The sequence below is a fragment of the Pseudomonas sp. SED1 genome (assembly GCF_034044025.1).
Taxonomy (GTDB): Bacteria; Pseudomonadota; Gammaproteobacteria; order Pseudomonadales; family Pseudomonadaceae; genus Aquipseudomonas.
This window is the reverse complement of sequence record NZ_JAXCIS010000132.1, coordinates 1-23091: the sequence shown is the minus strand read 5'-3', so window position 1 is coordinate 23091 and position 23091 is coordinate 1. Positions and strand designations below refer to the sequence as shown.

Genomic DNA, 23091 nt, shown 5'->3' with positions numbered 1-23091 from the left:
GCGGGCTTGCTCGCGAAGGCAGCGCCTCGGTCTAGAGCGAAGCCAACTCGGTTTCAGTTTCCACAGCTTTTGCAGCGGTCAGTTGGCGCATCTGCTCACACCCCCACAACACCCGCTCCGGCGTCGCCGGTGCATCAATCTTCGGCTGATGACGATAGTCGCCCAGGCTCGCCACGGCATCCTTGATCGCACACCACGAGGCGATGCCGAGCATGAACGGCGGCTCGCCCACGGCCTTGGAATGGAACACGGTGTCTTCCGGGTTCTTGCGGTTTTCCACCAGTTTCACCCGCAGGTCCAGCGGCATGTCGGCGACGGCCGGGATCTTGTAGCTGGCCGGGCCGTTGGTCATCAGCTTGCCTTTGTTATTCCAGACAAGCTCTTCCATGGTCAGCCAGCCCATGCCCTGGATGAAGCCGCCTTCGACCTGGCCGATGTCGATGGCCGGGTTCAGCGAGGCGCCCACGTCGTGCAGGATGTCGGTGCGCAGCATTTTGTATTCGCCGGTCAGCGTGTCGACGATCACTTCGCAACAGGCCGCGCCGAACGCGAAGTAGTAGAACGGCCGGCCACGCGCCTGGCTGCGGTCGTAGAAGATTTTCGGGGTCTTGTAGAAGCCGGTGCTCGACAGTGAAACCTGGGCGAAATACGCCTGCTGGATCAACGCTTCAAACGTCAGGATGTGATCGCGAACCCGCACATGCCCGTTGTGGAATTCAACGTCGGCCTCGCTGACTTCATACTTGCGCGCGGCAAATTCCACCAGGCGCTGCTTGATGGTTTCGGCGGCATTCTGCGCGGCCTTGCCGTTCAAGTCGGCGCCGCTGGAAGCCGCCGTCGGCGAGGTGTTCGGCACCTTGTCGGTGTTGGTGGCGGTGATCTGTACGCGGTCGATTTCTACCTGGAAGATCTCGGCCACCACCTGCGCGACCTTGATGTTCAATCCCTGGCCCATTTCGGTGCCGCCGTGGTTCAGGTGGATGCTGCCGTCGGTGTAGATGTGGATCAGCGCACCGGCCTGGTTGAGGAAGCTGGCGGTGAAGGAAATCCCGAATTTCACCGGCGTCAGCGCCAGGCCTTTTTTCAGGATCGGGCTGTTGGCGTTGTAGCGACGGATCGCTTCGCGGCGCTCGAAATACTGGCTGCTTTGTTCCAGTTCGGCGGTCATCTCTTCGAGCATGTTGTGCTCGACGGTCTGGTAGTAGTGGGTGACGTTGCGCTCGGTCTTGCCGTAGTAGTTGGCCTTGCGCACGGCCAGCGGGTCGAGGGCCAGATGCCGGGCAATCGCGTCCATCACTTCCTCGATGGCGACCATGCCTTGGGGGCCGCCGAAGCCACGATAAGCTGTGTTGGACGCGGTGTTGGTCTTGCAGCGGTGGCCGTTGACTGTGGCGTCGCCCAGGTAATACGAGTTGTCGGAGTGGAACATCGCACGGTCGACAATCGAGTTCGACAGGTCCGGTGAGCAACCGCAGTTGCCCGCCAGTTCCAGATTGATACCGTGCAGGCGGCCGGTGTCGTCGAAGCCCACGTCGTACTCGATATAGAACGGGTGGCGCTTGCCGGTCATCAGCATGTCTTCCACGCGCGGCAGGCGCATTTTGGTCGGCTGGCCGGTGAGGCGTGCGACCACCGCACACAGGCATGCCGGGCTGGCGGCCTGGGTTTCCTTGCCGCCAAAACCACCGCCCATGCGGCGCATGTCGACCACGATTTTGTTCATCGATACGTCGAGTACTTCGGCCACCAGCTTCTGTACTTCGGTGGGGTTTTGCGTGGAGCAGTAGACGATCATGCCGCCGTCTTCGGTGGGCATTACCGAGGAGATCTGGGTTTCCAGGTAGAAGTGTTCCTGGCCGCCGATGTGCAGGGTGCCCTGGATGCGATTTTTTGCCGTCGCCAGCGCGCCCGCCGAATCACCGCGCTGGTGGGTGTGGCTGTCCAGCACAAAATGCTTTTTACGAAACGCCTCGACCACGTCCAGCACCGGCTCCAGGTCTTCGTATTCGATCACGGCAGCCATCGCGGCTTTGCGTGCGGTTTCCAGGTCGCGGGCGGCAACGGCCAGCACGACCTGGCCGACGAACTGCACGGTGTCGATGGCCAGCAACGGGTCGCCGGGCATCAACGGGCCGATGTCTTTCAGGCCCGGCACGTCTTCGTGGGTGATGACGATGCGCACGCCTTCAAAGGCGTAGCAGGGCGCAGTGTCGATGCTGATGATCTTCGCGTGGGCGCGGTCCGACATGCGTGCGTACAGGTGCAACTGGTTCGGAAACTCGAGGCGGTCATCGATGTACTGCGCCTCGCCCGAGACGTGCTTGGCGGCGCTGTCGTGCTTGACGCTGCGACCGACTCCGCTGGTCAGGTCCTTGGCGAACAGTTCGGCGAGTTCGGCTTGGGATTTTTCCACGGCGTGATGGTTAGACATAAGCGGTCACCCGAGTCTCGATGTGCGGCGTTTGCAGTTCGATGAAGTATTTGCGCAGCAGGTTTTGCGCGCTGAGCAGGCGGTATTCCTTGCTGGCGCGGAAGTCCGACAGCGGGGTGAAATCTTCGGCCAGGGCGGCGCAGGCTTTTTCCACGGTGGCGGAATTCCAGGTGGCGCCGTTCAGCGCAGCTTCGCAACTTTTCGCACGTTTTGGGGTGGCGGCCATGCCACCGAACGCCACGCGGGCATCGGTGATCACGCCGTTATCAAGTTTCAGGTTGAAGGCGGCGCAGACGGCGGAAATGTCATCGTCCAGACGCTTGGAAACCTTGTAGGCACGGAACAGCGGCACGCCTTTGGGCACGATGATTTTTTCGATGAATTCGCTGTCCTGGCGGGCAGTGACACGGTAGTCGATGAAGTAGTCTTCCAGCGCCAGGGTGCGGCGGGTGTTGCCTTTGCACAGTACGATCTGCGCACCGAGAGCGATCAGCAGTGGCGGCGAATCACCGATGGGCGACGCGTTGCCGATATTGCCGCCCAGGGTGCCCTGGTTGCGGATCTGCAACGAGGCGAAGCGGTGAAGCAATTCGCCGAAGTCCGGGTATTCGTTGTTGAGTGCGGTGTAGCAGTCGGAGAGGGAAGTGGCGGCGCCGATTTCCAGGCGGTCGTCGAAGCTTTCGATGCGCTTCATTTCTTCGATATTGCCGACGTAGATCATCACCGGCAGCGTGCGGTGGAACTGCGTGACTTCCAGCGCCAGGTCGGTGCCGCCAGCCAACAGCCGGGCTTGTGGGTAAGCGTCGTAAAGGTCGGCCAGGTCGGCGACGGTCAACGGCACCAGGCAGCGTTTGTCGCCGCTGTTCAACTCGCCTGTTTGAGTCGGCGCGATGGATTTCAGGCGGGCGATGGTTTCGGCCTGGCGACTGTCGAACTGGTCCTGGGGCTTGTTGCAGCAGGCCTGTTCGGCGGCGGCGAGAATCGGGCGATAACCGGTGCAGCGACAGAGGTTGCCGGCCAGGGCTTCATGGGCTTTCTGGCTGTCGGGTGCATCACTGTTTTTTTGCAGGGCGAACAGCGACATCACAAAGCCCGGGGTGCAGAAGCCGCATTGCGAACCGTGGCACTCCACCATGGCTTGTTGCACGCTGTGGAGTTGGCCCTGGTGCTTGAGGTCTTCGACGCTGATCAGTTGTTTGCCGTGCAGGGACGAGACAAAGGTCAGGCACGAGTTGAGGCTGCGATAGCGAATCTGCTCCGCGCCTTGATCGTCGGTGTGCAGCTCGCCGACCACCACGGTGCAGGCGCCACAGTCGCCGCTGGCGCAGCCTTCCTTGGTGCCGGATTTGCCCAGGTGCTCACGCAAATAGTTGAGCACTGTCAGGTTCGGGTCCAGGGCGTGCTCACTACGGAGTTCCTGGTTTAGTAAAAACTGGATCACGGAAGGCCTCGCAGACTCATTATTGTTGTTAACCGCTTTGCGCCGAATCTAGTCATGTCTGACTTTTCGGTCAACGATTTTCTGACCTAAGGGTCAAGAAAGTGCGATTTCAACATCCTTGATTATGGTCCAGTTCTCTGGAACCGCCGTTTTTGGGGGCTTCTGGACTTTAACGGCTGCTTATTTCATGCCAAATTCGTGCTTGTGGGCCGTACGCCATCAACCGGCAAGTGCGCTACACTGCCGCGCTTGTACCGATAGAAGATTTTGAAGGGAAAACATGACGTTCAAGGCGCCGGATAGTCTTGCCGAGCAAATCGCTCACCACCTCGCCGAACGTATCATTCGCGGGGACCTCAAGCCTGGGGAGCGGATCCAGGAGCAGAAGGTCACACTGGCGCTTAATGTCAGCCGTGGTTCCGTGCGCGAAGCCTTGCTGATCCTTGAGCGTCGGCACCTGATCGCGATCCTGCCGCGCCGTGGCGCCCATGTCACCGAGCTGACTGCCCACAAGGTTCAGAGCCTGTGCACGCTGATGGGCGAGCTGTATATCTTGCTGGGCAACGCCGTCGCCGCCGGCTGGCAGACCCAGGCCGACATGGCGCCGTTCGTGCAGATCCAGCAGCGCCTGGTCGCCAGCTTCGAACGCCAGGACATTCGTGCCTTCGTCGAGGAAAGCTTCAATGTGATGCGCGCCGCGTATCCGTTCGCCAACAACCCGTATTTGCAGGAAACCGTCGAGAACCTGCAGCCGGCGATGAACCGCGCCTATTACCTGGCGCTGGATCAACGCAAGGCGTCCATGAGCGAGTACCTGGTGCTGTTCGAGCAATTGCTCGCCGCCGTGCTGGCCCGTGACCTGCCACAGATTCGCGAAGTACTCTCGGCCTACGGCGAGCGCAGTTGCTCGCTGGTCATTGCTGCGTTGGCGGAAGCCTAAGCGTGCGGCTCAAGTGCATCAAACTGGCGGGGTTCAAATCCTTCGTCGACCCGACCACGGTGAACTTCCCCAGTAACATGGCGGCGGTGGTCGGGCCCAATGGCTGCGGCAAGTCGAACATCATCGACGCCGTACGCTGGGTGATGGGCGAGAGCTCCGCGAAAAACCTGCGTGGCGAGTCGATGACCGACGTCATCTTCAACGGCTCCACCAGCCGCAAGCCGGTGAGCCAGGCCAGTATCGAGCTGGTGTTCGACAACTCCGACGGCACCTTGGTGGGTGAGTACGCGGCCTATGCGGAAATTTCCATCCGCCGCAAAGTCACCCGCGACAGCCAGAACAGTTATTTCCTCAATGGCACCAAGTGTCGCCGGCGGGACATTACCGACATCTTCCTCGGCACCGGCCTGGGCCCGCGCAGCTACTCGATCATCGAGCAGGGCATGATCTCCAAGCTGATCGAAGCCAAGCCCGAGGACCTGCGTAACTTTATCGAAGAAGCAGCCGGCATCTCCAAGTACAAGGAACGCCGCCGCGAGACCGAAAACCGTATCCGTCGCACCCACGAAAACCTCGCCCGCCTGACTGACCTGCGTGACGAGTTGGAGCGCCAGTTGGAGCGCCTGCACCGTCAGGCCCAGGCGGCCGAGAAGTATCAGGAATACAAGGGCGAGGAGCGTCAGCTCAAGGCGCAACTGTCAGCCCTGCGCTGGCAGGCGTTGAACGACCAGGTGGGCCAGCGCGAAGCGATCATCGGCACCCAGGAAATCAGCTTCGAAGCCTTGGTGGCCGAGCAGCGCAATGCCGACGCCAGCATCGAGCGCCTGCGGGACGGCCACCATGACCTGTCCGAGCGCTTCAATCTGGTGCAGGGGCGCTTCTATTCGGTGGGCGGTGACATCGCCCGGGTCGAGCAGAGCATCCAGCACGGCCAGCAACGCTTGCGCCAGTTGCAGGACGACCTGAAGGAAGCCGAACGCGCGCGCCTGGAAACCGAATCGCACCTGGGCCACGACCGCACTTTGCTGCTGACCCTCGGGGAGGAGCTGGACATGCTCACTCCCGAGCAGGAAGTCACCAGCGCCGCTGCCGAGGAAGCTGCTGCGGCCCTGGAAGAATCCGAAACCACCATGCACGCCTGGCAGGAGCAGTGGGACACCTTCAACCTGCAATCCGCCGAGCCGCGCCGCCAGGCTGAGGTGCAGCAGTCGCGCATCCAGCAACTGGAAACCAGCATGGAGCGCCTGGCCGAACGTCAGCGGCGTTTGGTGGAAGAGCGCGTGTTGCTCGCGGCCGACCCGGAAGACGCGGCGATCCTCGAGCTGAGCGAGAAACTCGCCGAAAGCGAAATGACGCTGGAAGAGCTGGAAGCCAGCGAAGAACAACAAGTGGAACGCCTGGAGCAATTGCGTCAGCAACTGCAACAGGCGACCCAGGCGCAGCAAACCGCTCAGGGCGATTTGCAGCGGCTTAACGGTCGATTGGCCTCCCTGGAAGCCTTGCAGCAAGCGGCGCTCGACCCGGGCACCGGCACAGCCGAATGGCTGCGCGAGCAACACCTGGCCGAGCGCCCGCGCCTGGCCGAAGGCTTGAAGGTCGAAGCCGGTTGGGAACTGGCGGTGGAAACCGTGCTTGGTGCCGACCTGCAAGCCGTGTTGGTGGATGATTTTGGCGGTTTCGACCTGGCGGGGTTTACCCAGGGCGATCTGCGTTTGCTCAGCCCCGCAGCTGACGGCACGCGCGTGCCGGGCAGCTTGCTGGACAAGGTCGAGGCGGCGATTGATCTGTCGCCTTGGCTCGGCCAGGTCAAGCCGGTGGACAGCCTCGAGCAGGCCCTGGCCCAGCGCGGCCAATTGGCGGCCGGGCAAAGCCTGATCAGCCGTGACGGTTTTTGGGTCGGCCGGCACTTTTTGCGGGTGCGTCGCGCCAGCGAAGCGGAAAGCGGCGTTCTGGCCCGTGGCCAGGAAATCGTCAACCTGACCGCCGAGCGCGAAGAGCGCGAAGCCACACTCGAATCCCTGGAAAACCAGCTGCAAACCCTGCGCGCCACCCAGCGTCAGCAAGAGACCGGCCGCGAACACCTGCGCCGGCTGTTGCAGGACGAAGCGCGCCAGCAAGGCGAATTGAAAGCCCAGCTCTCGGCGAGCAAGGCCAAGGTCGAACAACTGACCTTGCGCCGCACCCGGCTCGATGAAGAAGTGGCCGAGATGGGCGAGCAGCGCGCCCTCGAACACGAACAAGTCGGCGAAGCGCGCCTGCAACTGCAGGACGCCCTCGACAGCATGGCCCTGGACACCGAGCAGCGCGAGTTGCTGCTGGCCCAGCGCGACAGCTTGCGTGAACGCCTCGACCGGGTGCGTCAGGAAGCCCGCCAGCACAAGGACCACGCCCATCAACTGGCCGTGCGCCTCGGCTCCCTGCGGGCGCAACACGACTCCACGCGCCAGGCCCTCGAGCGCCTGGAAATGCAGTCCGAACGCCTGACCGAAAAGCGCGAGCAACTGAGCCTCAACCTGGAGGAGGGCGAGGCCCCGCTGGAAGAGCTGCGCCTGAAGCTCGAAGAGTTGCTCGACAAGCGCATGACCGTCGACGAAGAACTCAAGACTGCACAAATCGCCCTGGAAGACGCCGACCGTGAACTGCGCGACGCCGAAAAGCGTCGGACCCAGGCCGAACAGCAATCGCAACTGATCCGTGGCCAGCTCGAACAACAGCGCATGGAATGGCAGGCCCTGACGGTTCGCCGCAAGACCCTGCAAGACCAGTTGCTGGAAGACGGCTACGACTTGCACGGCGTGCTCAATACCCTGACCGCCCAGGCCAACGAGAAAGAAGCCGAAGAAGAACTTGAGCGGATTGCTGCACGCATTCAACGACTCGGCGCGATCAACCTCGCGGCCATCGACGAGTACCAGCAGCAGTCCGAGCGCAAACGTTATCTGGACGCGCAGAACGCCGACCTGGTGGAAGCGCTGGACACCCTGGAAAACGTGATCCGCAAGATCGACAAGGAAACCCGTAATCGCTTCAAAGATACCTTTGATCAGATTAATGGCGGTTTACAGGCGTTATTCCCGAAAGTTTTCGGTGGTGGCAGCGCTTACTTGGAACTGACGGGCGAAGATCTACTCGATACAGGGGTAACGATCATGGCGCGGCCTCCGGGCAAGAAGAACAGCACCATCCATTTGTTGTCCGGTGGCGAGAAGGCACTGACCGCATTGGCCCTGGTATTTGCGATCTTCAAGTTGAACCCGGCACCGTTCTGCATGCTCGACGAAGTTGACGCCCCGCTGGATGACGCTAACGTTGGACGGTATGCGCGACTGGTTAAAGAGATGTCCCAGACCGTGCAGTTCATCTATATCACCCACAACAAGATCGCCATGGAAATGGCCGATCAGTTGATGGGCGTGACGATGCACGAGCCGGGCTGTTCGCGATTGGTGGCGGTGGATGTCGAAGAGGCGATGGCGCTGGTGGAATCCTGAGGCGCACTTCGTAGGAAGATTTCCAGCGCGATGTAGGGTGATTTACCGGTCTGGGAAAAGTGGCAAATGGACATATTTGTTCAAGGCATTTTGACAGACGGTGTAAAGTTATCTTTGGTCGTGCTAGTTTAATGTCAAATTTTCGTATGCGTGGGCAAAACGTCATTCAGAACATAGAGTTGGCGCCACGTTTTAAAGCGGTTTGCACGGTGCTAAACCCCTTATTTTTCAGCATTTTTTATTAGAGGCACGGGATTACATGGAAATCGGTCTGCGCGAGTGGCTGATCGTCATCGGCATTATTGTCATTGCCGGTATTCTTTTTGATGGCTGGCGTCGGATGCGCGGCGGCAAGGGCAAGTTGAAATTTCGCCTGGACCGCAACCTGTCCAATTTGCCGGACGACGACGGCAGCGCCGAGCTGCTGGGGCCTCCACGTGTCCTGGATAACCATAAAGAGCCGCAACTGGACGAGCACGACCTGCCGTCGATGAGCGCACCGGTGCGTGAAGCCCGCGAGCCCAAGCGCGGCAAGCGCAGCGCGGCCAGCGAGCCATCGCAGGGCGACCTGAACCTGGACCTGGAAGAAGGCCCGAGCTTCAGCAGCCGTGATGATGACTTCCCGGATGAGTCCCCGACCAAGAGTGCCCATAAAGAATCCGTCAAGGATCAACCGGCTGCCGAAGAGGTGCTGGTGATCAGCGTGATCTGCCGCGACGCCGCCGGCTTCAAAGGCCCGGCCCTGCTGCAAAATATTCTGGAAAGCGGCCTGCGTTTCGGCGAGATGGATATTTTCCACCGCCACGAAAGTATGGCCGGCAACGGTGAAGTCCTGTTCTCCATGGCCAACGCGGTCAAGCCGGGCATCTTCGATCTGGACGACATCGACCATTTCAGCACCCCGGCAGTGAGCTTTTTCCTTGGTTTGCCAGGCCCGCGTCACCCGAAACAAGCGTTCGACGTGATGGTGGCTGCAGCCCGCAAGCTGTCCCAGGAGCTCAACGGCGAACTCAAGGACGACCAACGCAGCGTCCTGACCGCCCAGACCATCGAGCACTACCGTCAGCGCATCGTCGAGTTCGAGCGTCGCGCCCTGACACAGAAGCGCTAAGGTCCAAGCTTACGCGTTGCCTGTAGAATCCATGCACTAACATATTGAGCAGCTTCGGCTGCTCTTTTGCTTTATGAGAGAACACCCATGACCGCCGCCCACACCCGCATCCTCGAACTGCGCGCTGAACTGGATCAGCACAACTACCGTTACCACGTCCTCGACGAACCGAGCATTCCGGACGCCGAGTACGACCGGTTGTTCCACGAGCTCAAGGCCCTGGAAGCCGAGCACCCGGACCTGGTAACCCGTGATTCACCGACGCAGCGGGTCGGCAGTGCGGCGTTGTCGGCGTTCACTCAGGTGCGTCACGAAATCCCGATGCTCAGCCTGGGCAATGCCTTCGATGAAAGCACCATGCTCGAATTCGATCGCCGGGTTACCGAAGGCCTCGACTTGCCGGTGGGCGACCTGTTTGGCGGCGGCGCGGCGGTGGAATACAGCTGCGAGCCGAAGCTTGATGGCCTGGCGGTCAGCCTGCTGTATCAGGACGGTGAGCTGGTGCGCGGCGCCACGCGCGGCGACGGCACCACCGGCGAAGACATCAGCGTCAACGTGCGCACCGTGCGCAATATTCCTTTGAAGCTGCACGGCACCGGCTGGCCGGCGACCCTCGAAGTGCGCGGTGAAGTGTTCATGTCCAAGGCTGGCTTCGAGCGGCTGAACGCCACGCAACTGGAAGTTGGCGGCAAGACCTTCGCCAACCCGCGCAACGCGGCGGCGGGCAGCCTGCGACAGTTGGATTCGAAGATTACCGCCAGCCGCCCGCTGGAATTCTGCTGCTATGGCGTGACCACGGATATCAGCGACACCCATATCGGCAACCTGCAACAGCTGAAGAAGTGGGGCATGCCCATCAGCCATGAGTTGAAACTGGCCAAGGGGATTCAGGATTGCCTCGACTACTACCGCGATATCGGTGAGCGACGGAATGCCTTGCCCTATGAAATTGACGGCGTGGTGTTCAAGGTCAATAGCATTGCCTACCAACGTGAACTGGGCTTCCGTGCTCGCGAACCACGTTGGGCAATCGCCCATAAATTCCCGGCGATGGAAGAACTGACCGAACTGCTGGACGTTGAATTCCAGGTGGGTCGTACCGGCGCTGTGACGCCCGTGGCACGCTTGAAACCGGTCAAGGTCGCGGGTGTGACCGTGTCCAATGCCACCTTGCACAACATGGACGAAGTGGCGCGCCTGGGCCTGATGATCGGCGACACCGTGATCATCCGCCGTGCCGGTGACGTGATTCCCCAGGTGGTGTCGGTGGTCACCGAGCGTCGCCCGGAAAACGCCCGCGCGGTGCAAATCCCCGAGAGCTGCCCGGTGTGTGGTTCTCACGTTGAGCGCACGCAACTGGTCAAGCGCAGCAAGGGCAAGGAAACCGTCAGCGAAGGCGCGGTATACCGCTGCGTCGGGCGCCTGGCCTGTGGTGCGCAGCTCAAGCAGGCGATCATTCATTTCGTTTCGCGCCGCGCCATGGACATCGATGGCCTGGGGGACAAGACCATCGAGCAACTGGTGGATGAGAAACTGATCGGCTCGCCGGCTGACCTCTACAAGCTCAAGTACGATCAGATCATCGACCTGGAAGGTTTCGCCGACGTCTCCAGCAAGAAGCTGATCACCGCCATCGAGAACAGCAAGACGCCGACCCTCGCACGGTTCATCTATGCCCTCGGCATTCCCGATGTAGGCGAGGAGACGGCCAAGGTGCTGGCACGCTCGCTGGCGTCCCTGGAGCGCGTGCAGCAGGCCTTGCCGGAAGTGCTGACGTACTTGCCGGACGTTGGCCTGGAAGTGGCCCACGAGATTCACAGCTTCTTTGAAGACAGTCATAACCAGGACGTGATCGGTGCCTTGATCTCCAAGGACGAGTGCGGGCTGGAATTGCAGGAGCAGGGCGACCTGAGCGCCGAGTTCGCGGCCAGCACCACGTTGGGCGGCTTGCTCGACAAGCTGCACGTACCGTCCGTAGGGCCGGGCGCCGCGCAGAAACTGGCCGACAAGTTTGGCTCCCTCGAAGGCGTGATCAAGGCCGACTGGCTCGACATGCGCCAGGCGTTGCCGGAGAAGCAGGCCAAGGCTGTCCGGGATTTCTTTGACATCGAAGAAAACGCCAATCGTGCGCTGGCCATCGAGCAACAGCTCAAGGACTTCGGCATGCACTGGCAGAGCGAGAAGAAGGTCGTCGAAGGTTTGCCCGAGGCGGGTCACACCTGGGTGCTTACCGGCTCCCTGGAACTGATGAGCCGCGATGTCGCGAAGGAAAAACTCGAAAGCCTTGGCGCCAAGGTGGCGGGTTCGGTGTCGGCGAAAACCCACTGCGTGGTGGCCGGGCCAGGTGCCGGGTCGAAGCTGGCGAAGGCCAGTGAGCTGGGCTTGAAAGTGCTGGATGAAGAGGCGTTTGTGGCGTTTTTGGCCAAGCACAACATCACGGCCTGATACTTTTTGTGATGAGCGGGCTTGTTGTGGCGAGGGGGCTTGTCCCCCGTTGGGCTGCGCAGCAGCCCCAGAACCCGCTACCGAGTTCTAGCTGAAAGAACTGGTTGACCTTACTGGGGCTGCTTCGCAGCCCAACGGAGGACAAGCCCCCTCGCCACAAGTAATAGGCTGCCAATAAAAAACTGGAACGATCAGCTCGTAACCATGATCTAGTCTTGGGCAGCCCAGGGAGAGATCGCCATGTACCGCTTCTTCGAACAACTCAGTTCGCGCATTGCCGCACCGTTCATGGCCGAGACCTCGCGCAACAGTAAGGTTTGGCAGTGCCGTTGCGGGCAGTCCCTGTTCTTTCGCAACAGCCAGTGCCTGGCCTGTTCGGCACTGTTGGGCTATCAGCCGGAGCAGAGTCGCCTGTCATCCTTGCAACCCGGCCCGCACGCCGATACGTGGGTGCTCGACGCCGCCCCTGAAGCGGGCGTATTTCGCCGCTGCGCCAACCTCGACACGCCAGCCGCCTGCAATTGGCTGCTGCCCGCCGACAACGGCCAGACCTTGTGCGTGGCGTGCAGCCTGAACCGCACCATTCCCGACCTGTCGATCCCTGAAAACCCCGAACGCTGGCGCAAGGTCGAAACCGCCAAGCGCCGCCTCGTGGCGCAACTCATCAGCCTGGGCTTGCAGGTCATTCCCAAGACGGCCGATGAAGACACCGGCCTTGCGTTTGATTTCGTCGGCATCGACCTGGAAGGCAACGCACCCACCACCGGCCATGCCAACGGCCTGATCACTCTCGATATCAAAGAAGCCGACGACGCTCATCGCGAGCAAATCCGCGTACAGATGCGCGAGCCTTACCGCACCTTGCTCGGTCATTTCCGTCATGAGGTCGGCCATTACTACTGGGACCGCCTGATCGCCAACAGCCACTGGCTGGAGCCGTTCCGCAGCCTGTTTGGCGACGAGCGCGCCAGCTACGCCGAGGCCCTCGAGCAGCACTATCAGAACGGCCCGCGCGCGGACTGGCAGCAAACCTGCGTCAGCGCCTACGCCACCATGCACCCGTGGGAAGACTGGGCGGAAACCTGGGCGCATTACCTGCACATGATGGACGCCGTCGACACCGCGCTGGGCTTCGGGATGAGCGCCCGGGAGATGGACCTGGACTACCAGCCATTCCCCCTGAGCACCCTCTACGATCCTGAACATCCCGGTGGCACGGCGTTCCTGTCATTCGTCAACGCATGGATCGAACTGGCCGGCATGCTCAACGAACTGTCCCGCAGCATGGGCCAGCCGGATTTCTATCCGTTCGTCCTGCCGCCGGCGGTGATTGCCAAGCTGCACTTCATTCACTTGGTGATCCAGCAAGAGGGTGGCAGGGCAGATGAGGTCGTGCTTTTGTAGGAGCAAGCTTGCTCGCGAAGGTCGTCAACGATAACGCGTCTGTCCTGAATGAGCGCAGTGTCTTTGGGTTCTTCGCGGGCACACTCACTCCTGAAGGCAAGTACTTGAACCATCAGATATTTTTAATCCGGCGCGAACGGTTGTAACTTCCGATGAGATCGGTACAATGGCGCGGCTTGCCGAGAGGCGAGCGTCGTTATGGTGATCCCATCGGTCCCCCCGCAACGATTACCCGTGAACCTGGTCAGAGCCGGAAGGCAGCAGCCACAGCGGGAACATTGTGTGCCGGGGTGTGGCTGGTGGGGTTGCCTCCATAACGCCACCCTCCTTGATTCAAAAAAATACCTTTATGAAACCCTTCGCTGGCAATCGTCATCTGCGAAGCGATTTCTGCTGTTCGTCCTTCAGCTCAGTGCTCACAAGCCCGAAAGCAATCGTTACCGGCAAAAGACTGTGAGGGCTCTTTCACAACTTCAAGCTTCCACTCTGGACAACCCAAAACCACCTTGCTAGTTTGCGCCAGTCACATATTTCAAAATATGTCGACGGCACATGGATGATATTAAAGTGATGGCGCTTTATTGCTCATTCACCCTAACTAACAAGGATGTCGGTCATGAAAAGCCTGCAAGGGTTGCCCACGCTCATCAGCGCTTCCGTCGGTGCCCCCGGCAAAGCCCGCAACTTGCCCGCCGACGTTCAGTGCATCCAGTATTTGTTCAACTTGATCATTCCCAAGTTGAGTTTCCCCCTGGCCGAAAATGGCAAGTGCGACGGCCAGTTGGTGCAGTGCATCAGCCAGTATCAGTTTCGCTACCTCAAGTACGCCCATCCCGACGGGGTTATCGACCCCACCGGGCGCACCTTCAATAGCCTGATCGAAGAGGCGGTGAAGGTGGCGGTCAAGCCGAATCCTGCCCTGCGTATTCCGACCTTCCTGAATGTGTTCGGCAACACCAGTTCGGATATGGTCCAGGCCACGGTCAACCATTACCTGGATCGCATGCGGGCGATGATCGAGGCCGAGCGGCGCAACCGGAAGATGATGCTCCAGGCCACGTGCGACGGGGGCACGACGCTCACGGACACGGACTTCCAGAACGCCGCCACGCAGTTGGGCAGCGGGATTTCGGTCAATATCATCAAGGCCTTCGCCACGGTGGAGTCGGGCGGGCGCTCCGGGTTCGGGCCGGCCAAGTTGCCGGTGATCGCTTTTGAAGGGCACCACTTTCGCAAGTACACCAACCATAAATACGATCAGACCCACCCGCTGTTGTCGTACCCCTACGTGAAAAAAGCCGGCCCCCAGTGGAAGGCCAATAACAAGGACCAGACCAAGGCCTGGGAAACCATGGCCACGGCCTTTGCGCTGGATCAGGAAGCGGCCTTGAAGTCGGCCTCTTGGGGTATGTTTCAGATAATGGGGTCCAACTTCACGGCATGTGGTTATAAAACGGTGTTTGAGTTTGTCGTGGCCATGAAGATTAACGCCGGGCATCAACTCAAGGGCTTTCTCGGTTTTTGCGGTCAGAGCCCGGCGCTGGTCAAGGCCATGAAGAACAAGGATTACGCCGCCATGGCGCTGAACTATAACGGCAAGGATTATGGCGACTATGACCATCGAATCAAAAAAGCCTACGAAGCACTTGAAGGGAAAAAATAGAATGCCGTTCAAACGTTGCCTGTCCCGATTGCTGGTTGCCTCTTTCGTTTGTGTTGCTGCGGGAACGCCGGCGTTTGCCGCTGCGCTGCACTCGGGCAAGTACGAAGGGCTGATGCTGGCCGTGACGCCTGAGCATCAGGTGGAAGGTTTTTATGCTGAAGAGATGGGCGAGGGCGTGACCCGCACGTGCACGTTCTTCCTGCAGGGCAAGGTCGACGGTGCGAAGGCGTCGGTGTCCACGTGGCTGGATGCGACTTACCCGGGAACCGTTGCGGCGTCCTCGGACGGTGTGACGCTGACGGTGGAGAAGGGCCGCGAGCATCCCGGTTGCATCAGCGTGCTGATGCCGGAAATCGCCACCGGCCTGGACCTGACCCAGACGGCTGCCAAGAAGTGGATTGGCCTGGTGACCGTTTCAGCCGACAAGGCCTTCCTGCAAAAGACTCCGGACGCCAAGGCTAGTCATCGTGCCTATGTGGTCAAGGACGATGTGGTCGCGGTGCTGGCGTTCAAGGATGGCTGGGCCCAGGTCGAGTTCATCAATGGCGAAGGCCGCTCGTCCAAGGGCTGGATCAGCCAGGACCAGTACGCCAGGCTGGCCCCGGCAAAAAGCTGAGGGTGTTCCCCGCGCCGCGGTGTGCCGGGCACGCCGCGGCTTTTTTGATCGTTCCCTCGCTCTGCGTGGGAATGCAGCCTGGGACGCTCCGCGTCCCGCCTTACTTCTCTCAGTATTCAGGCCTTGTTGCGGTTGAACAGCTTGCGGATAACGGCGAACAGCGCCACGACGCCGATCACCAGGAACTTCTTCGCCGCCAGCAGGAAGATGCCGATCTTGGCAAACAGCCCGGCCTTGGCCGCGATCCCGCCAGCAACCAGTGCGGCAAGGCCGTAGGTCGCGAGTTTGTCGGTCTTCGGGTTGAAGTCGGTGTACAGGTTGCCATCGGTGAAGTTGGTAAAGGCCAGGACCTTGGGCAACTCTTGCTTGATGGTGGCCAGGTCGGCCATGGCGGCGACGGCGTTGAGTTCCAGCACGCCTTCACGGCCCAGCACGCGGATGCTGTAGTTGAGGGTGGTTTGCTTGGCGTCGTCGGCTTTCAGTTCGCGGGCCCAGTACATCTTGTGGGTGGTGTCGTCGTAGTGCGGCGGCTCGGCCCAGCCCAGCAGGTGCAGGCCTGCGTAGCCTTGTTTCTGGCGTTCTTTGTTGTCTTCGACGTCTTCTTCCTGCATTTGCTTGAGCAATTCGGTGTAGTCGATTTTCGCAGCGTCTTCGTCAGAAATGTGCCCGTCGGCCTTGTAGCTGACGATCACGCCCCAGCCGCGCTCCGACAATGGGCTGACGGCTTTTGGCACGATCATGCCCAGGGTCTTGAAGCCTGGCGGGTTGCCCCAGCCATCGGTCAGCAGGCGCTCGGTGTCTGTGGGGTCGAGGTAGTAGAACTCGTCGTTGAGCTTGAGGGTCGCAATACCGCCGGGCAGGGTGACGGTACCGGTCTTCTGTTTGAGAGAGCCGAGAAAGTGTTCGGCGGTCTCGGGCGCTTCGGCGGATGCAGCGGCTTCAACGGGGGCAGGCTTGGCGGCAGCAAAGGCGGGCGCGACGGGCAGGCTCAGGGCGGCCGCCGCCAGCAATAGGCGGAAGTAATTCATGGTAGTCCCTTACAATTTGAATTAATTTCGCGGGAGGATAACTGAAACATGCTGTAACGGGTTAGCTGAATGTCTCCCGCAGCAGTCCCGCAAAGGCGTCCCGTGCCAGGTGGCGTTGGGTGTCTTTGTGCCAGAACAGCAGGTTATCCACCGCCGCCAATTCGTCGAAGCGGTAGGACGTCAATTGGTTGGCCTGCTCGTAGCGCGCCAGGATGCCTTCCGGCGCAAGCGCCACGCCGATCCCCGCGCTGACGCAGCCAATGATCGTGCCCCAACTGGCATAACTCGCGATGGCCGGCTTGATGTCGTGGGGCTTGAGCCAGTTTTCCAGGGCGGCGCGGTACGGGCAGCCAGGCGGCCAGACCAGCAAGGTGCGGCCGGCCAAGTCCCGGGCATCCTCGATAGGCGCGCTGGAGGCGCTGGTGATCAGCACCAGGCGCTCGCTGTAGACCACGCTTTGTTCAAGCTTCGGGCGTTTGCCGCCGGCGGCCACCAGCGCGGCATCGATGCGGTGATGTTGCAGGTCATCCAGTAACTGCGCCCAGGCGCCGGTCACCAATTCCAATTCCACCTGTGGATAGCGCCGATGGTATTCAGCCAGCAACGGCGGCAGGCGGCCACTGGCACTCGACTCCACCGCGCCGATGCGTAGCTTGCCGCGTGGAATTGCATTGCTGTCGACGGCGCGCTTGGACTCTTCCACCAGCGCCAGGATGCGCTCGCAGTAGTCGAGAAATACTTCGCCGGCTGCACTGATCGCCAACCCGCGCCCGGCACGAATGAACAGCGGGGTGCCCAACTCGCTTTCCAGCTGCTTGATGCGCGTGGTGATGTTGGACGGCACGCAGTGCAGTTGCAGGGCGGCCTGGGCCACGCTGCCGGTTTGCGCCACGGCTTTCACCATTTTCAGTTGGGCCAGTTCCATCGCTCAGTTCCAGTGATTACAGAAGTCAGAAACGGTTAATTGTCCTGCGCCGTGCCGGGGCCAAGACTGACGGCATTCCCACTGCAGGACGCCGTTCATGAATGCCCCGTCACCCGTAAAGCTTACGCTAGTCACTGCCAGCGTCATCCTCTGTTGGGCGTATTCGCCGATTGGCGTGCATATGGCCTTGCACAGTTACAGCCCGGGCCAACTGGCCTTGGGGCGGTTTCTGATTGCTTCGGTGTTGATGGCCGGAGTGGCGCTGATGGCGAAGATCGAGCGGCCACGGCTGCGGGACCTGCCGTGGCTGCTGGTGCTGGGGTTCTTCGGGATTTTTCTGCACCACCTCACCATCAATTTCGGCCAGCAATTTGTCACGGCTGCGGCGTCCAGTGTGCTGGCGCAGTCCGTTCCGCTGTTTACAGTGCTGGTGGCGTTTTTTGGCTTGAAGGAGCGGGTCACCGGCTGGCGCTGGGGTTGCGTGTTGCTGGGTTTGAGCGGGGTACTGGTGGTGATCTGGGGTGAGCATGGCCTGGGGGAGATTGACCCCCGTGGCTTGATGATCCTGGTGGCGGCGCTGTCGTGGAGCCTTTATTTCACGATCCAGAAACACTATTCCCGGCGCTACAGCCCGCTGACCACGGTGTGCTACACCGTGTGGTCGGGCACCTTGCTGCTGTGTGTGTATTTGCCGGATTTACCGGCAGTGGTGGCGCAGTCATCAGCCCAAGCCAACTGGGCGGTGTTGTTGCTCGGCGTGTTTCCCAGCGCCCTGGCGTACCTGGCCTGGGCCTATGTGTTGCGGCATGCCGAAGTCAGCCGTGCTTCCGTGGCGTTGTACCTGGTGCCGCCGGTGGCGATGGTGATGGCCGCCTCGCTGCTGGGCGAGCAGGTTTCGATGCGCGTGGTGCTGGGTGGCCTGATTGTGCTGGCCAGTGTCGGCGCCATCAGCCTGGAAGGGCGCTGGCGCCGCAAGCCGTTACGGGTTCACGGTGAACACCCGCAGGCGGTGACCGTCGGGGTCCTGGGCGACAAAGGTGTAGCCGAAATCCGCCTCGACCGGTGACTGGATGATGCTCAACCCCAGTTGCACCCAGCGCGCGTGCAGTTCATCGACCGCTGCTATATCAGCGACGCAGAATCCCACCTCGCCACCGCCGACTGTGGCCTGGGCAGCCGGCTCCACGGTATGGCGCGACCACAGCCCGAGTTTTACCCCGTTGTCGAGGATGAACAATGCGAAGGTCGGCCCCAGCTCTACAGGTGCATTGTCCAGCAGGCGGCTATAGAGGTTGGCGCTGGTGGCCGGGCTGTCGACGTACAACAAAAAGTAATGGGCAAGGCTATTCATGATGACTCCCTGATAGTGCGCAGCAATGCTGCGGCTCAGTCCCTAGTCTAAGGGGCTGTCCTGTCAGTTCATGTCAGGAGTCATCAAGCAAAGAGCAGACAGTCTCGCTGTCTGCTCTTTTTATTGCGTGCACGGGTGTTGCGAGCTCTAAGGCTTGGACAAGGCCTGGTCTACCGCTGCGATCAGCTTTCCCAGATCCTTCGGGGTGGCTTTATGAATGACACCGAACAGATAAGCGCGCTGTTCCTCTTCGTCGACCAGGTCTGCGAAAAAGACTTTCAGCTTCACTCCCAGCGCCTCTGCGAACAAGAACAGAGCCTCGACGCTGGGTGTATAGGTGCCGGTTTCGAAGCGGCTGATGGTTTTAGGGTCAAAACCGGTTTTTTCACCTAGTTCAGCCTGAGTAAGCCCTGCGACCTTGCGGTAACGTCTGATGGCCGGACCCAAACTTGAAATGTGCATCGCTCAATTCCCATTTAGAATCAAGAACTTAACGATAAATCTTAAAAATAGACAACCGCATATACCATCACCTTTTCTTGCAAAATGTGATGTAATTCGTAGAATCGGCATCTAGGACAAGTATTTGGTGGTCTCGTTTCAGAAGGCAGGTTTATGAAACAGGAAATCATTGCTTTCTCCTTACTCTCATAAATGTGCCCATAAAACGGACGCTTGGCAGGGACTGAAACGTCGCTCGTCAGTGCCACGCTTCATTGCGCCTCACGTGCTGGATACCCGAATTCAAGCCTAGTTGATCATCACTGAATGGATGATGAATTGCTGTGCAAAATCGTGGGTTTGCGCCCGTTTGCGGCCAACCAGCCGATCGACGGCGCAGCCCGACTGGAAATACGAATCCGCCTGTCCTGCCTACCCGGTAGTCGAGAGAGCGATCGAATGCTGTCCATGGAGCTTTAACGTGCGTCTCAACTTGCCGGTCACTGCTGTTGAACAGACTTTTGGGGAGCAGCAACGGCTAATTTCCGCGACTGACGTCAACAGCCACATTACCTACTGCAACGCCGAGTTTGCCGCCATGAGCGGTTTTACCCAGGCCGAGCTGATCGGCAGCACCCATAACCTGGTGCGCCACCCGGACATGCCGCCCGCGGTATTCCAACTGATGTGGAGCTACCTCAAGGCCGGGCAGAGCTGGATGGGCGTGGTGAAGAACCGCTGCAAGAACGGCAACTACTACTGGGTCAGCGCCTATGTGACGCCGATCCTCGAAGACGGGCGGCTGACCGGATACGAGTCGGTGCGGGTCAAGCCCACCCGCGAACAGGTACGGCGCGCCGAAGCGCTTTACGCGCGCTTGCAGGCCGGTGGTGCGGCGGTCGCGCCAGTGCGGCGCCTGGCATCCATGGCCCAGGCCCTGGCTTTGCCATTCGTGGCCGCCGCCGCCAGCGTCGCCGCCTTTCAATGGGTTCCGGGTGTGTGGGGTCAGGCGGTGACCGTTGGCCTGTTTCTCGGTGTAGGCATCTGGGCCCATCAACGCTTGGGACTACAGCTCAAGCGGATTGTGCAGAACACGCCTAACGCCTTTTCCGACCCTATCAGCGCCATGACCTACAGCGATGCGCTGGGGCCGACCGCGCAGTTGGAAATGATCCTGATCAGCGAAGAGGCACGACTTAAGACTGCGCTTACGCGCCTCAGCGATCTGGCCAACCAGATGGCCGAAGCGGCCGCCCATTCCAGCGTGCTGTCGAGCACCACCGAGTCGGCGCTGTTGGAACAGCGTGCCGAGACCGACATGACTGCCGCCGCCATGACCGAGATGGCCGCGTCCATCGCCGAAGTGGCGGTGCACGTGCAGCAAACCGCCAGCGAAGCCCACACCGCCAACACCCTCGCCGAGCAGGGCAGCCAGGTGGCCGGCACGTCGCGCGAGGCGATCCAGTTGCTGGCCGGCACCGTCACCCAGATCAACCAGGCGGTGGGCAACCTCGCCGGGCAGACCCAGCAAATCCAGGTGGCCGCGAGCATGATCCAGGCGATCGCCGACCAGACCAACCTGTTGGCGCTCAACGCGGCCATTGAAGCGGCCCGCGCCGGTGAGCAGGGCCGCGGTTTTGCCGTGGTGGCCGACGAGGTGCGCGCATTGGCGGGCAAGACCCGCGAGTCGACCCAGCAGATCCAGGGCATCATCCAGAACCTGCGGGCCGGCGCCGATGAGGCGGTCGAGATCGCAAGCCTGGGCATTCACGAAGCCGAGCAGGGCGTGCAGCAGGTGCTTGAGGCGCAGCAGGCGCTGCAAGGTATTCGCCACGCGGTGGAACGGATTACCGACATGAGCCAGCAAATGGCTGCCGCCTCCCAGGAACAATCCCACGTCGCCGAGGAAGTTTCACAACAGATCAATAACGTCGCCGCCACGGTGCAAAAGACAGCGGGCAATGCCAACGCTGCAGTCACCCGTGGCAGGGAACTCGAAAGCATCTCTTCCGGGTTGCGCGCCCTGGTCGAGCGGTTCAACCGCTAGCCACAGTGAGCCTCACTCATGGAAGAGAAATACCGCAGGGCCGTGGATGCAGCCGCCATTTTCTCCGAGACTGACCTGGCGGGCTGCATCACTTACGTCAATGACCAGTTCTGCGGCATGTCCGGCTACGGGCGTGACGAGTTACTGGGGCAAAACCACCGGATCCTGAGTTCTGGCCTGCACCCTGCCGCATTCTTCCAGGGCATGTGGCAGGCCATCAGCGAAGGCCGGGTATGGCGTGGGGAAATCTGCAAACGGGCCAAGGATGGAACCCTGTATTGGGTGGACAGCACCATGGTGCCACTGGTCGATGAAAAGACCGGGCGGGTACAGAAGTACGTGTCGATCCGCTTCGATGTGAGCGAAAAACGCCAGTTGTTGCACACCCTGCAATGGCGGGTAGGCCACGACGTGCTGACCGGCTTGCCCAACCGTGCCTATCTGTCCGAGCTGCTCAACCAGTCCCTGGAGTTCTCCCGCAGCGAAAACATTCCGCTGGCGCTGTGCATGCTCGATCTGGATGGCTTCAAGGCGGTCAACGATGGCTATGGGCATGCCTGTGGCGATCTGTTATTGGTGGAGGTGGCCACGCGGCTGCGGGAGATTATTCGCGGCGAAGATGTGGTCGCCCGGCTGGCGGGTGATGAGTTTGTGCTGATCCTGCGTTACGTGCGCGATATCGACGAGCTTAACGCCGCCTTGCTGCGCATCCTCAAGGCGATTTCCGAGCCTTACTCGATCCAGGGGGCCGAGCTGAACGTGTTCGCCAGCATTGGCGTCACCCTGTTCCCCTTGGATGACGAAGACGCCGACACCTTGCTCCGTCATGCGGACCAGGCGATGTATGTGGCCAAGCAGAGCGGGCGCAACCGTTACCAGTTGTTTGATGTGTCCCTGGAGCAGGAGGTGAAAGCCAGTCACCAAACCGTGGAGCAGATTCGCCAGGCCCTGGCGGCGGGCCAGTTGTGCCTGCATTACCAGCCCAAGGTCAATCTGCGCTGCGGCACGGTGGTGGGGTTCGAGGCGTTGTTACGCTGGCAGCACCCCGAGCGCGGGTTGGTGACGCCGGGGGATTTCCTGCCGCTTATCGAGCAGACCGACCTGATTGTCGACATCGGCGAATGGGTGATCGACCAGGTGTTGGGGCAGATGCATCGCTGGCAGGTGCATGGGCACTGGTGGTCGGTGAGCGTGAATATCGCGGCGCGGCATTTCCAGCGCGAGGATTTTGTCGAGCGGCTGCAGGATTTACTGGCGCAGTACCCGCAGGTGGAGCCGCACCGGCTGGACCTGGAAATCGCCGAGTCGGTGGCCATCGACAATATCCAGCGCGTCACCCAGCACCTGCAAGCCTGCCAGGCCCTGGGCGTGCAGTTCTCCCTGGATGATTTTGGCACTGGCTATTCTTCCCTGAGTTACCTCAAGCGCCTGCCGACCCAGACCATCAAGATCGACAAGTCATTTGTGCGCGACATCCTGCACGACAAAGACGACCTGGCGCTGACCAAGGCGGTGATCGGCCTGGCGCGGGCGTTTGGTCGCGAAGTGATTGCCGAAGGTCTGGAAACCCTGGAGCACGGGCAGCTATTGATGCGCATGGGCTGCGAAGTGGCCCAAGGCTACTTCATCGCCCGGCCGATGCCGGCGGGGGACGTGCCGGGGTGGGTTGAAGGGTTCAGGCCGCCGGCGCAGTGGCAAAAGCTTGAGTGATATTTGTGGCGAGGGGAGCTTGCTGTGGTGAGGGAGCTTGCTCCCGC

General features: G+C 60.8%; 15 protein-coding genes, 1 other RNA gene and 2 pseudogenes. 12 read left to right on the top strand and 6 right to left on the bottom strand.

The genetic code is table 11. The features are described from left to right. Window positions 1–31: 31 nt before the first annotated feature. Together xdhB and xdhA are read right to left on the bottom strand one after the other, a co-directional pair. Window positions 32–2431 carry a xanthine dehydrogenase molybdopterin binding subunit gene (gene xdhB, locus SNL23_RS16860; RefSeq protein WP_318302856.1) on the bottom strand — a complete coding sequence of 800 codons (2400 nt, stop codon included), beginning with the start codon at window positions 2429–2431 and terminating at the stop codon, window positions 32–34. Next, window positions 2424–3872 carry a xanthine dehydrogenase small subunit gene (gene xdhA, locus SNL23_RS16855; protein WP_318302854.1) on the bottom strand — a complete coding sequence of 483 codons (1449 nt, stop codon included), beginning with the start codon at window positions 3870–3872 and terminating at the stop codon, window positions 2424–2426. The genes xdhB and xdhA overlap by 8 nt, the downstream gene beginning before the upstream one ends. Before the next feature lie 280 nt (window positions 3873–4152). Here xdhA and SNL23_RS16850 point away from each other — a divergent pair, with 280 nt between their 5' ends. The 8 genes from SNL23_RS16850 (at window position 4153) to SNL23_RS16815 (ending at window position 15542) form a co-directional block, all read left to right on the top strand. Continuing rightward, entirely contained in the window at window positions 4153–4812 is a 660-nt protein-coding gene (locus tag SNL23_RS16850; protein ID WP_076017194.1) for a GntR family transcriptional regulator, read from the top strand. Between the two features lie 2 nt (window positions 4813–4814). After that, on the top strand, window positions 4815–8303 hold the full coding sequence (gene smc, locus SNL23_RS16845) for a chromosome segregation protein SMC (RefSeq protein ID WP_318302851.1): 3489 nt from the start codon (window positions 4815–4817) through the stop codon (window positions 8301–8303). 259 nt (window positions 8304–8562) lie between these two features. Beyond that, complete coding sequence (gene zipA / locus SNL23_RS16840) at window positions 8563–9414, top strand: cell division protein ZipA (protein ID WP_076017196.1); 852 nt, start codon at window positions 8563–8565, stop codon at window positions 9412–9414. An 87-nt stretch (window positions 9415–9501) separates the two neighbouring features. Beyond that, a complete protein-coding gene (gene ligA / locus SNL23_RS16835; RefSeq protein ID WP_318302850.1) occupies window positions 9502–11859 on the top strand; it encodes an NAD-dependent DNA ligase LigA in 2358 nt (785 codons plus the stop codon). 240 nt (window positions 11860–12099) lie between these two features. After that, window positions 12100–13263 (top strand): zinc-binding metallopeptidase family protein, encoded by a 1164-nt coding sequence (locus SNL23_RS16830; protein WP_318302848.1) that lies wholly within the window; start codon window positions 12100–12102, stop codon window positions 13261–13263. A 208-nt stretch (window positions 13264–13471) separates the two neighbouring features. Then, window positions 13472–13568: signal recognition particle sRNA small type (gene ffs / locus SNL23_RS16825), an RNA gene on the top strand. Window positions 13569–13879: 311 nt separating this feature from the next. Further along, complete coding sequence (locus SNL23_RS16820) at window positions 13880–14926, top strand: N-acetylmuramidase family protein (RefSeq protein ID WP_318302846.1); 1047 nt, start codon at window positions 13880–13882, stop codon at window positions 14924–14926. Window position 14927: 1 nt separating this feature from the next. Further along, window positions 14928–15542, top strand: a complete 615-nt coding sequence (locus SNL23_RS16815; protein ID WP_318302844.1) for a hypothetical protein — start codon at window positions 14928–14930, stop codon at window positions 15540–15542. 116 nt (window positions 15543–15658) lie between these two features. On the opposite strand, the gene SNL23_RS16810 is transcribed toward SNL23_RS16815, so the two are convergent. Together SNL23_RS16810 and SNL23_RS16805 are read right to left on the bottom strand one after the other, a co-directional pair. After that, window positions 15659–16570 (bottom strand): DUF2167 domain-containing protein, encoded by a 912-nt coding sequence (locus SNL23_RS16810; protein ID WP_318302843.1) that lies wholly within the window; start codon window positions 16568–16570, stop codon window positions 15659–15661. Window positions 16571–16631: 61 nt separating this feature from the next. Beyond that, window positions 16632–17495, bottom strand: a complete 864-nt coding sequence (locus SNL23_RS16805) for a LysR family transcriptional regulator (RefSeq protein ID WP_167662639.1) — start codon at window positions 17493–17495, stop codon at window positions 16632–16634. A gap of 97 nt (window positions 17496–17592) precedes the next feature. Between SNL23_RS16805 and SNL23_RS16800 the strand changes: the two genes are divergently transcribed. Next, window positions 17593–18561 carry a DMT family transporter gene (locus tag SNL23_RS16800; protein WP_318302840.1) on the top strand — a complete coding sequence of 323 codons (969 nt, stop codon included), beginning with the start codon at window positions 17593–17595 and terminating at the stop codon, window positions 18559–18561. On the opposite strand, the gene SNL23_RS16795 is transcribed toward SNL23_RS16800, so the two are convergent. Further along, a complete protein-coding gene (locus tag SNL23_RS16795; RefSeq protein ID WP_076017204.1) occupies window positions 18475–18846 on the bottom strand; it encodes a VOC family protein in 372 nt (123 codons plus the stop codon). The two genes, SNL23_RS16800 and SNL23_RS16795, sit on opposite strands and share 87 nt — an antisense overlap. Window positions 18847–18993: 147 nt before the next feature. Further along, window positions 18994–19308: a helix-turn-helix domain-containing protein gene (locus SNL23_RS16790; RefSeq protein ID WP_003219061.1), complete on the bottom strand. Its 315-nt coding sequence runs from the start codon at window positions 19306–19308 to the stop codon at window positions 18994–18996. Between the two features lie 310 nt (window positions 19309–19618). On the opposite strand from SNL23_RS16790, the pseudogene SNL23_RS31565 reads away from it, so the two are divergent. The 3 genes and pseudogenes from SNL23_RS31565 to SNL23_RS16780 form a co-directional block, all read left to right on the top strand. Then, window positions 19619–20047: pseudogene (locus SNL23_RS31565) on the top strand (PAS domain-containing protein); the annotation flags it as partial. Between the two features lie 795 nt (window positions 20048–20842). Beyond that, window positions 20843–21334, top strand: a pseudogene (locus SNL23_RS31560) (methyl-accepting chemotaxis protein); the annotation flags it as partial. An 18-nt stretch (window positions 21335–21352) separates the two neighbouring features. Then, window positions 21353–23044: a putative bifunctional diguanylate cyclase/phosphodiesterase gene (locus tag SNL23_RS16780; protein ID WP_318302835.1), complete on the top strand. Its 1692-nt coding sequence runs from the start codon at window positions 21353–21355 to the stop codon at window positions 23042–23044. Window positions 23045–23091 lie beyond the last annotated feature (47 nt).

Excerpts from the sequence above, each read along its gene's own strand:
- xdhB (WP_318302856.1), bottom strand. The coding sequence starts at position 2,431 with ATGTCTAACCATCACGCCGTGGAAAAATCCCAAGCCGAACTCGCCGAA.
- SNL23_RS16850 (WP_076017194.1), top strand. The coding sequence starts at position 4,153 with ATGACGTTCAAGGCGCCGGATAGTCTTGCCGAGCAAATCGCTCACCAC.
- zipA (WP_076017196.1), top strand. The coding sequence starts at position 8,563 with ATGGAAATCGGTCTGCGCGAGTGGCTGATCGTCATCGGCATTATTGTC.
- ligA (WP_318302850.1), top strand. The coding sequence starts at position 9,502 with ATGACCGCCGCCCACACCCGCATCCTCGAACTGCGCGCTGAACTGGAT.
- SNL23_RS16830 (WP_318302848.1), top strand. The coding sequence starts at position 12,100 with ATGTACCGCTTCTTCGAACAACTCAGTTCGCGCATTGCCGCACCGTTC.
- SNL23_RS16820 (WP_318302846.1), top strand. The coding sequence starts at position 13,880 with ATGAAAAGCCTGCAAGGGTTGCCCACGCTCATCAGCGCTTCCGTCGGT.
- SNL23_RS16815 (WP_318302844.1), top strand. The coding sequence starts at position 14,928 with ATGCCGTTCAAACGTTGCCTGTCCCGATTGCTGGTTGCCTCTTTCGTT.
- SNL23_RS16810 (WP_318302843.1), bottom strand. The coding sequence starts at position 16,570 with ATGAATTACTTCCGCCTATTGCTGGCGGCGGCCGCCCTGAGCCTGCCC.
- SNL23_RS16805 (WP_167662639.1), bottom strand. The coding sequence starts at position 17,495 with ATGGAACTGGCCCAACTGAAAATGGTGAAAGCCGTGGCGCAAACCGGC.
- SNL23_RS16800 (WP_318302840.1), top strand. The coding sequence starts at position 17,593 with ATGAATGCCCCGTCACCCGTAAAGCTTACGCTAGTCACTGCCAGCGTC.
- SNL23_RS16795 (WP_076017204.1), bottom strand. The coding sequence starts at position 18,846 with ATGAATAGCCTTGCCCATTACTTTTTGTTGTACGTCGACAGCCCGGCC.
- SNL23_RS16790 (WP_003219061.1), bottom strand. The coding sequence starts at position 19,308 with ATGCACATTTCAAGTTTGGGTCCGGCCATCAGACGTTACCGCAAGGTC.
- SNL23_RS16780 (WP_318302835.1), top strand. The coding sequence starts at position 21,353 with ATGGAAGAGAAATACCGCAGGGCCGTGGATGCAGCCGCCATTTTCTCC.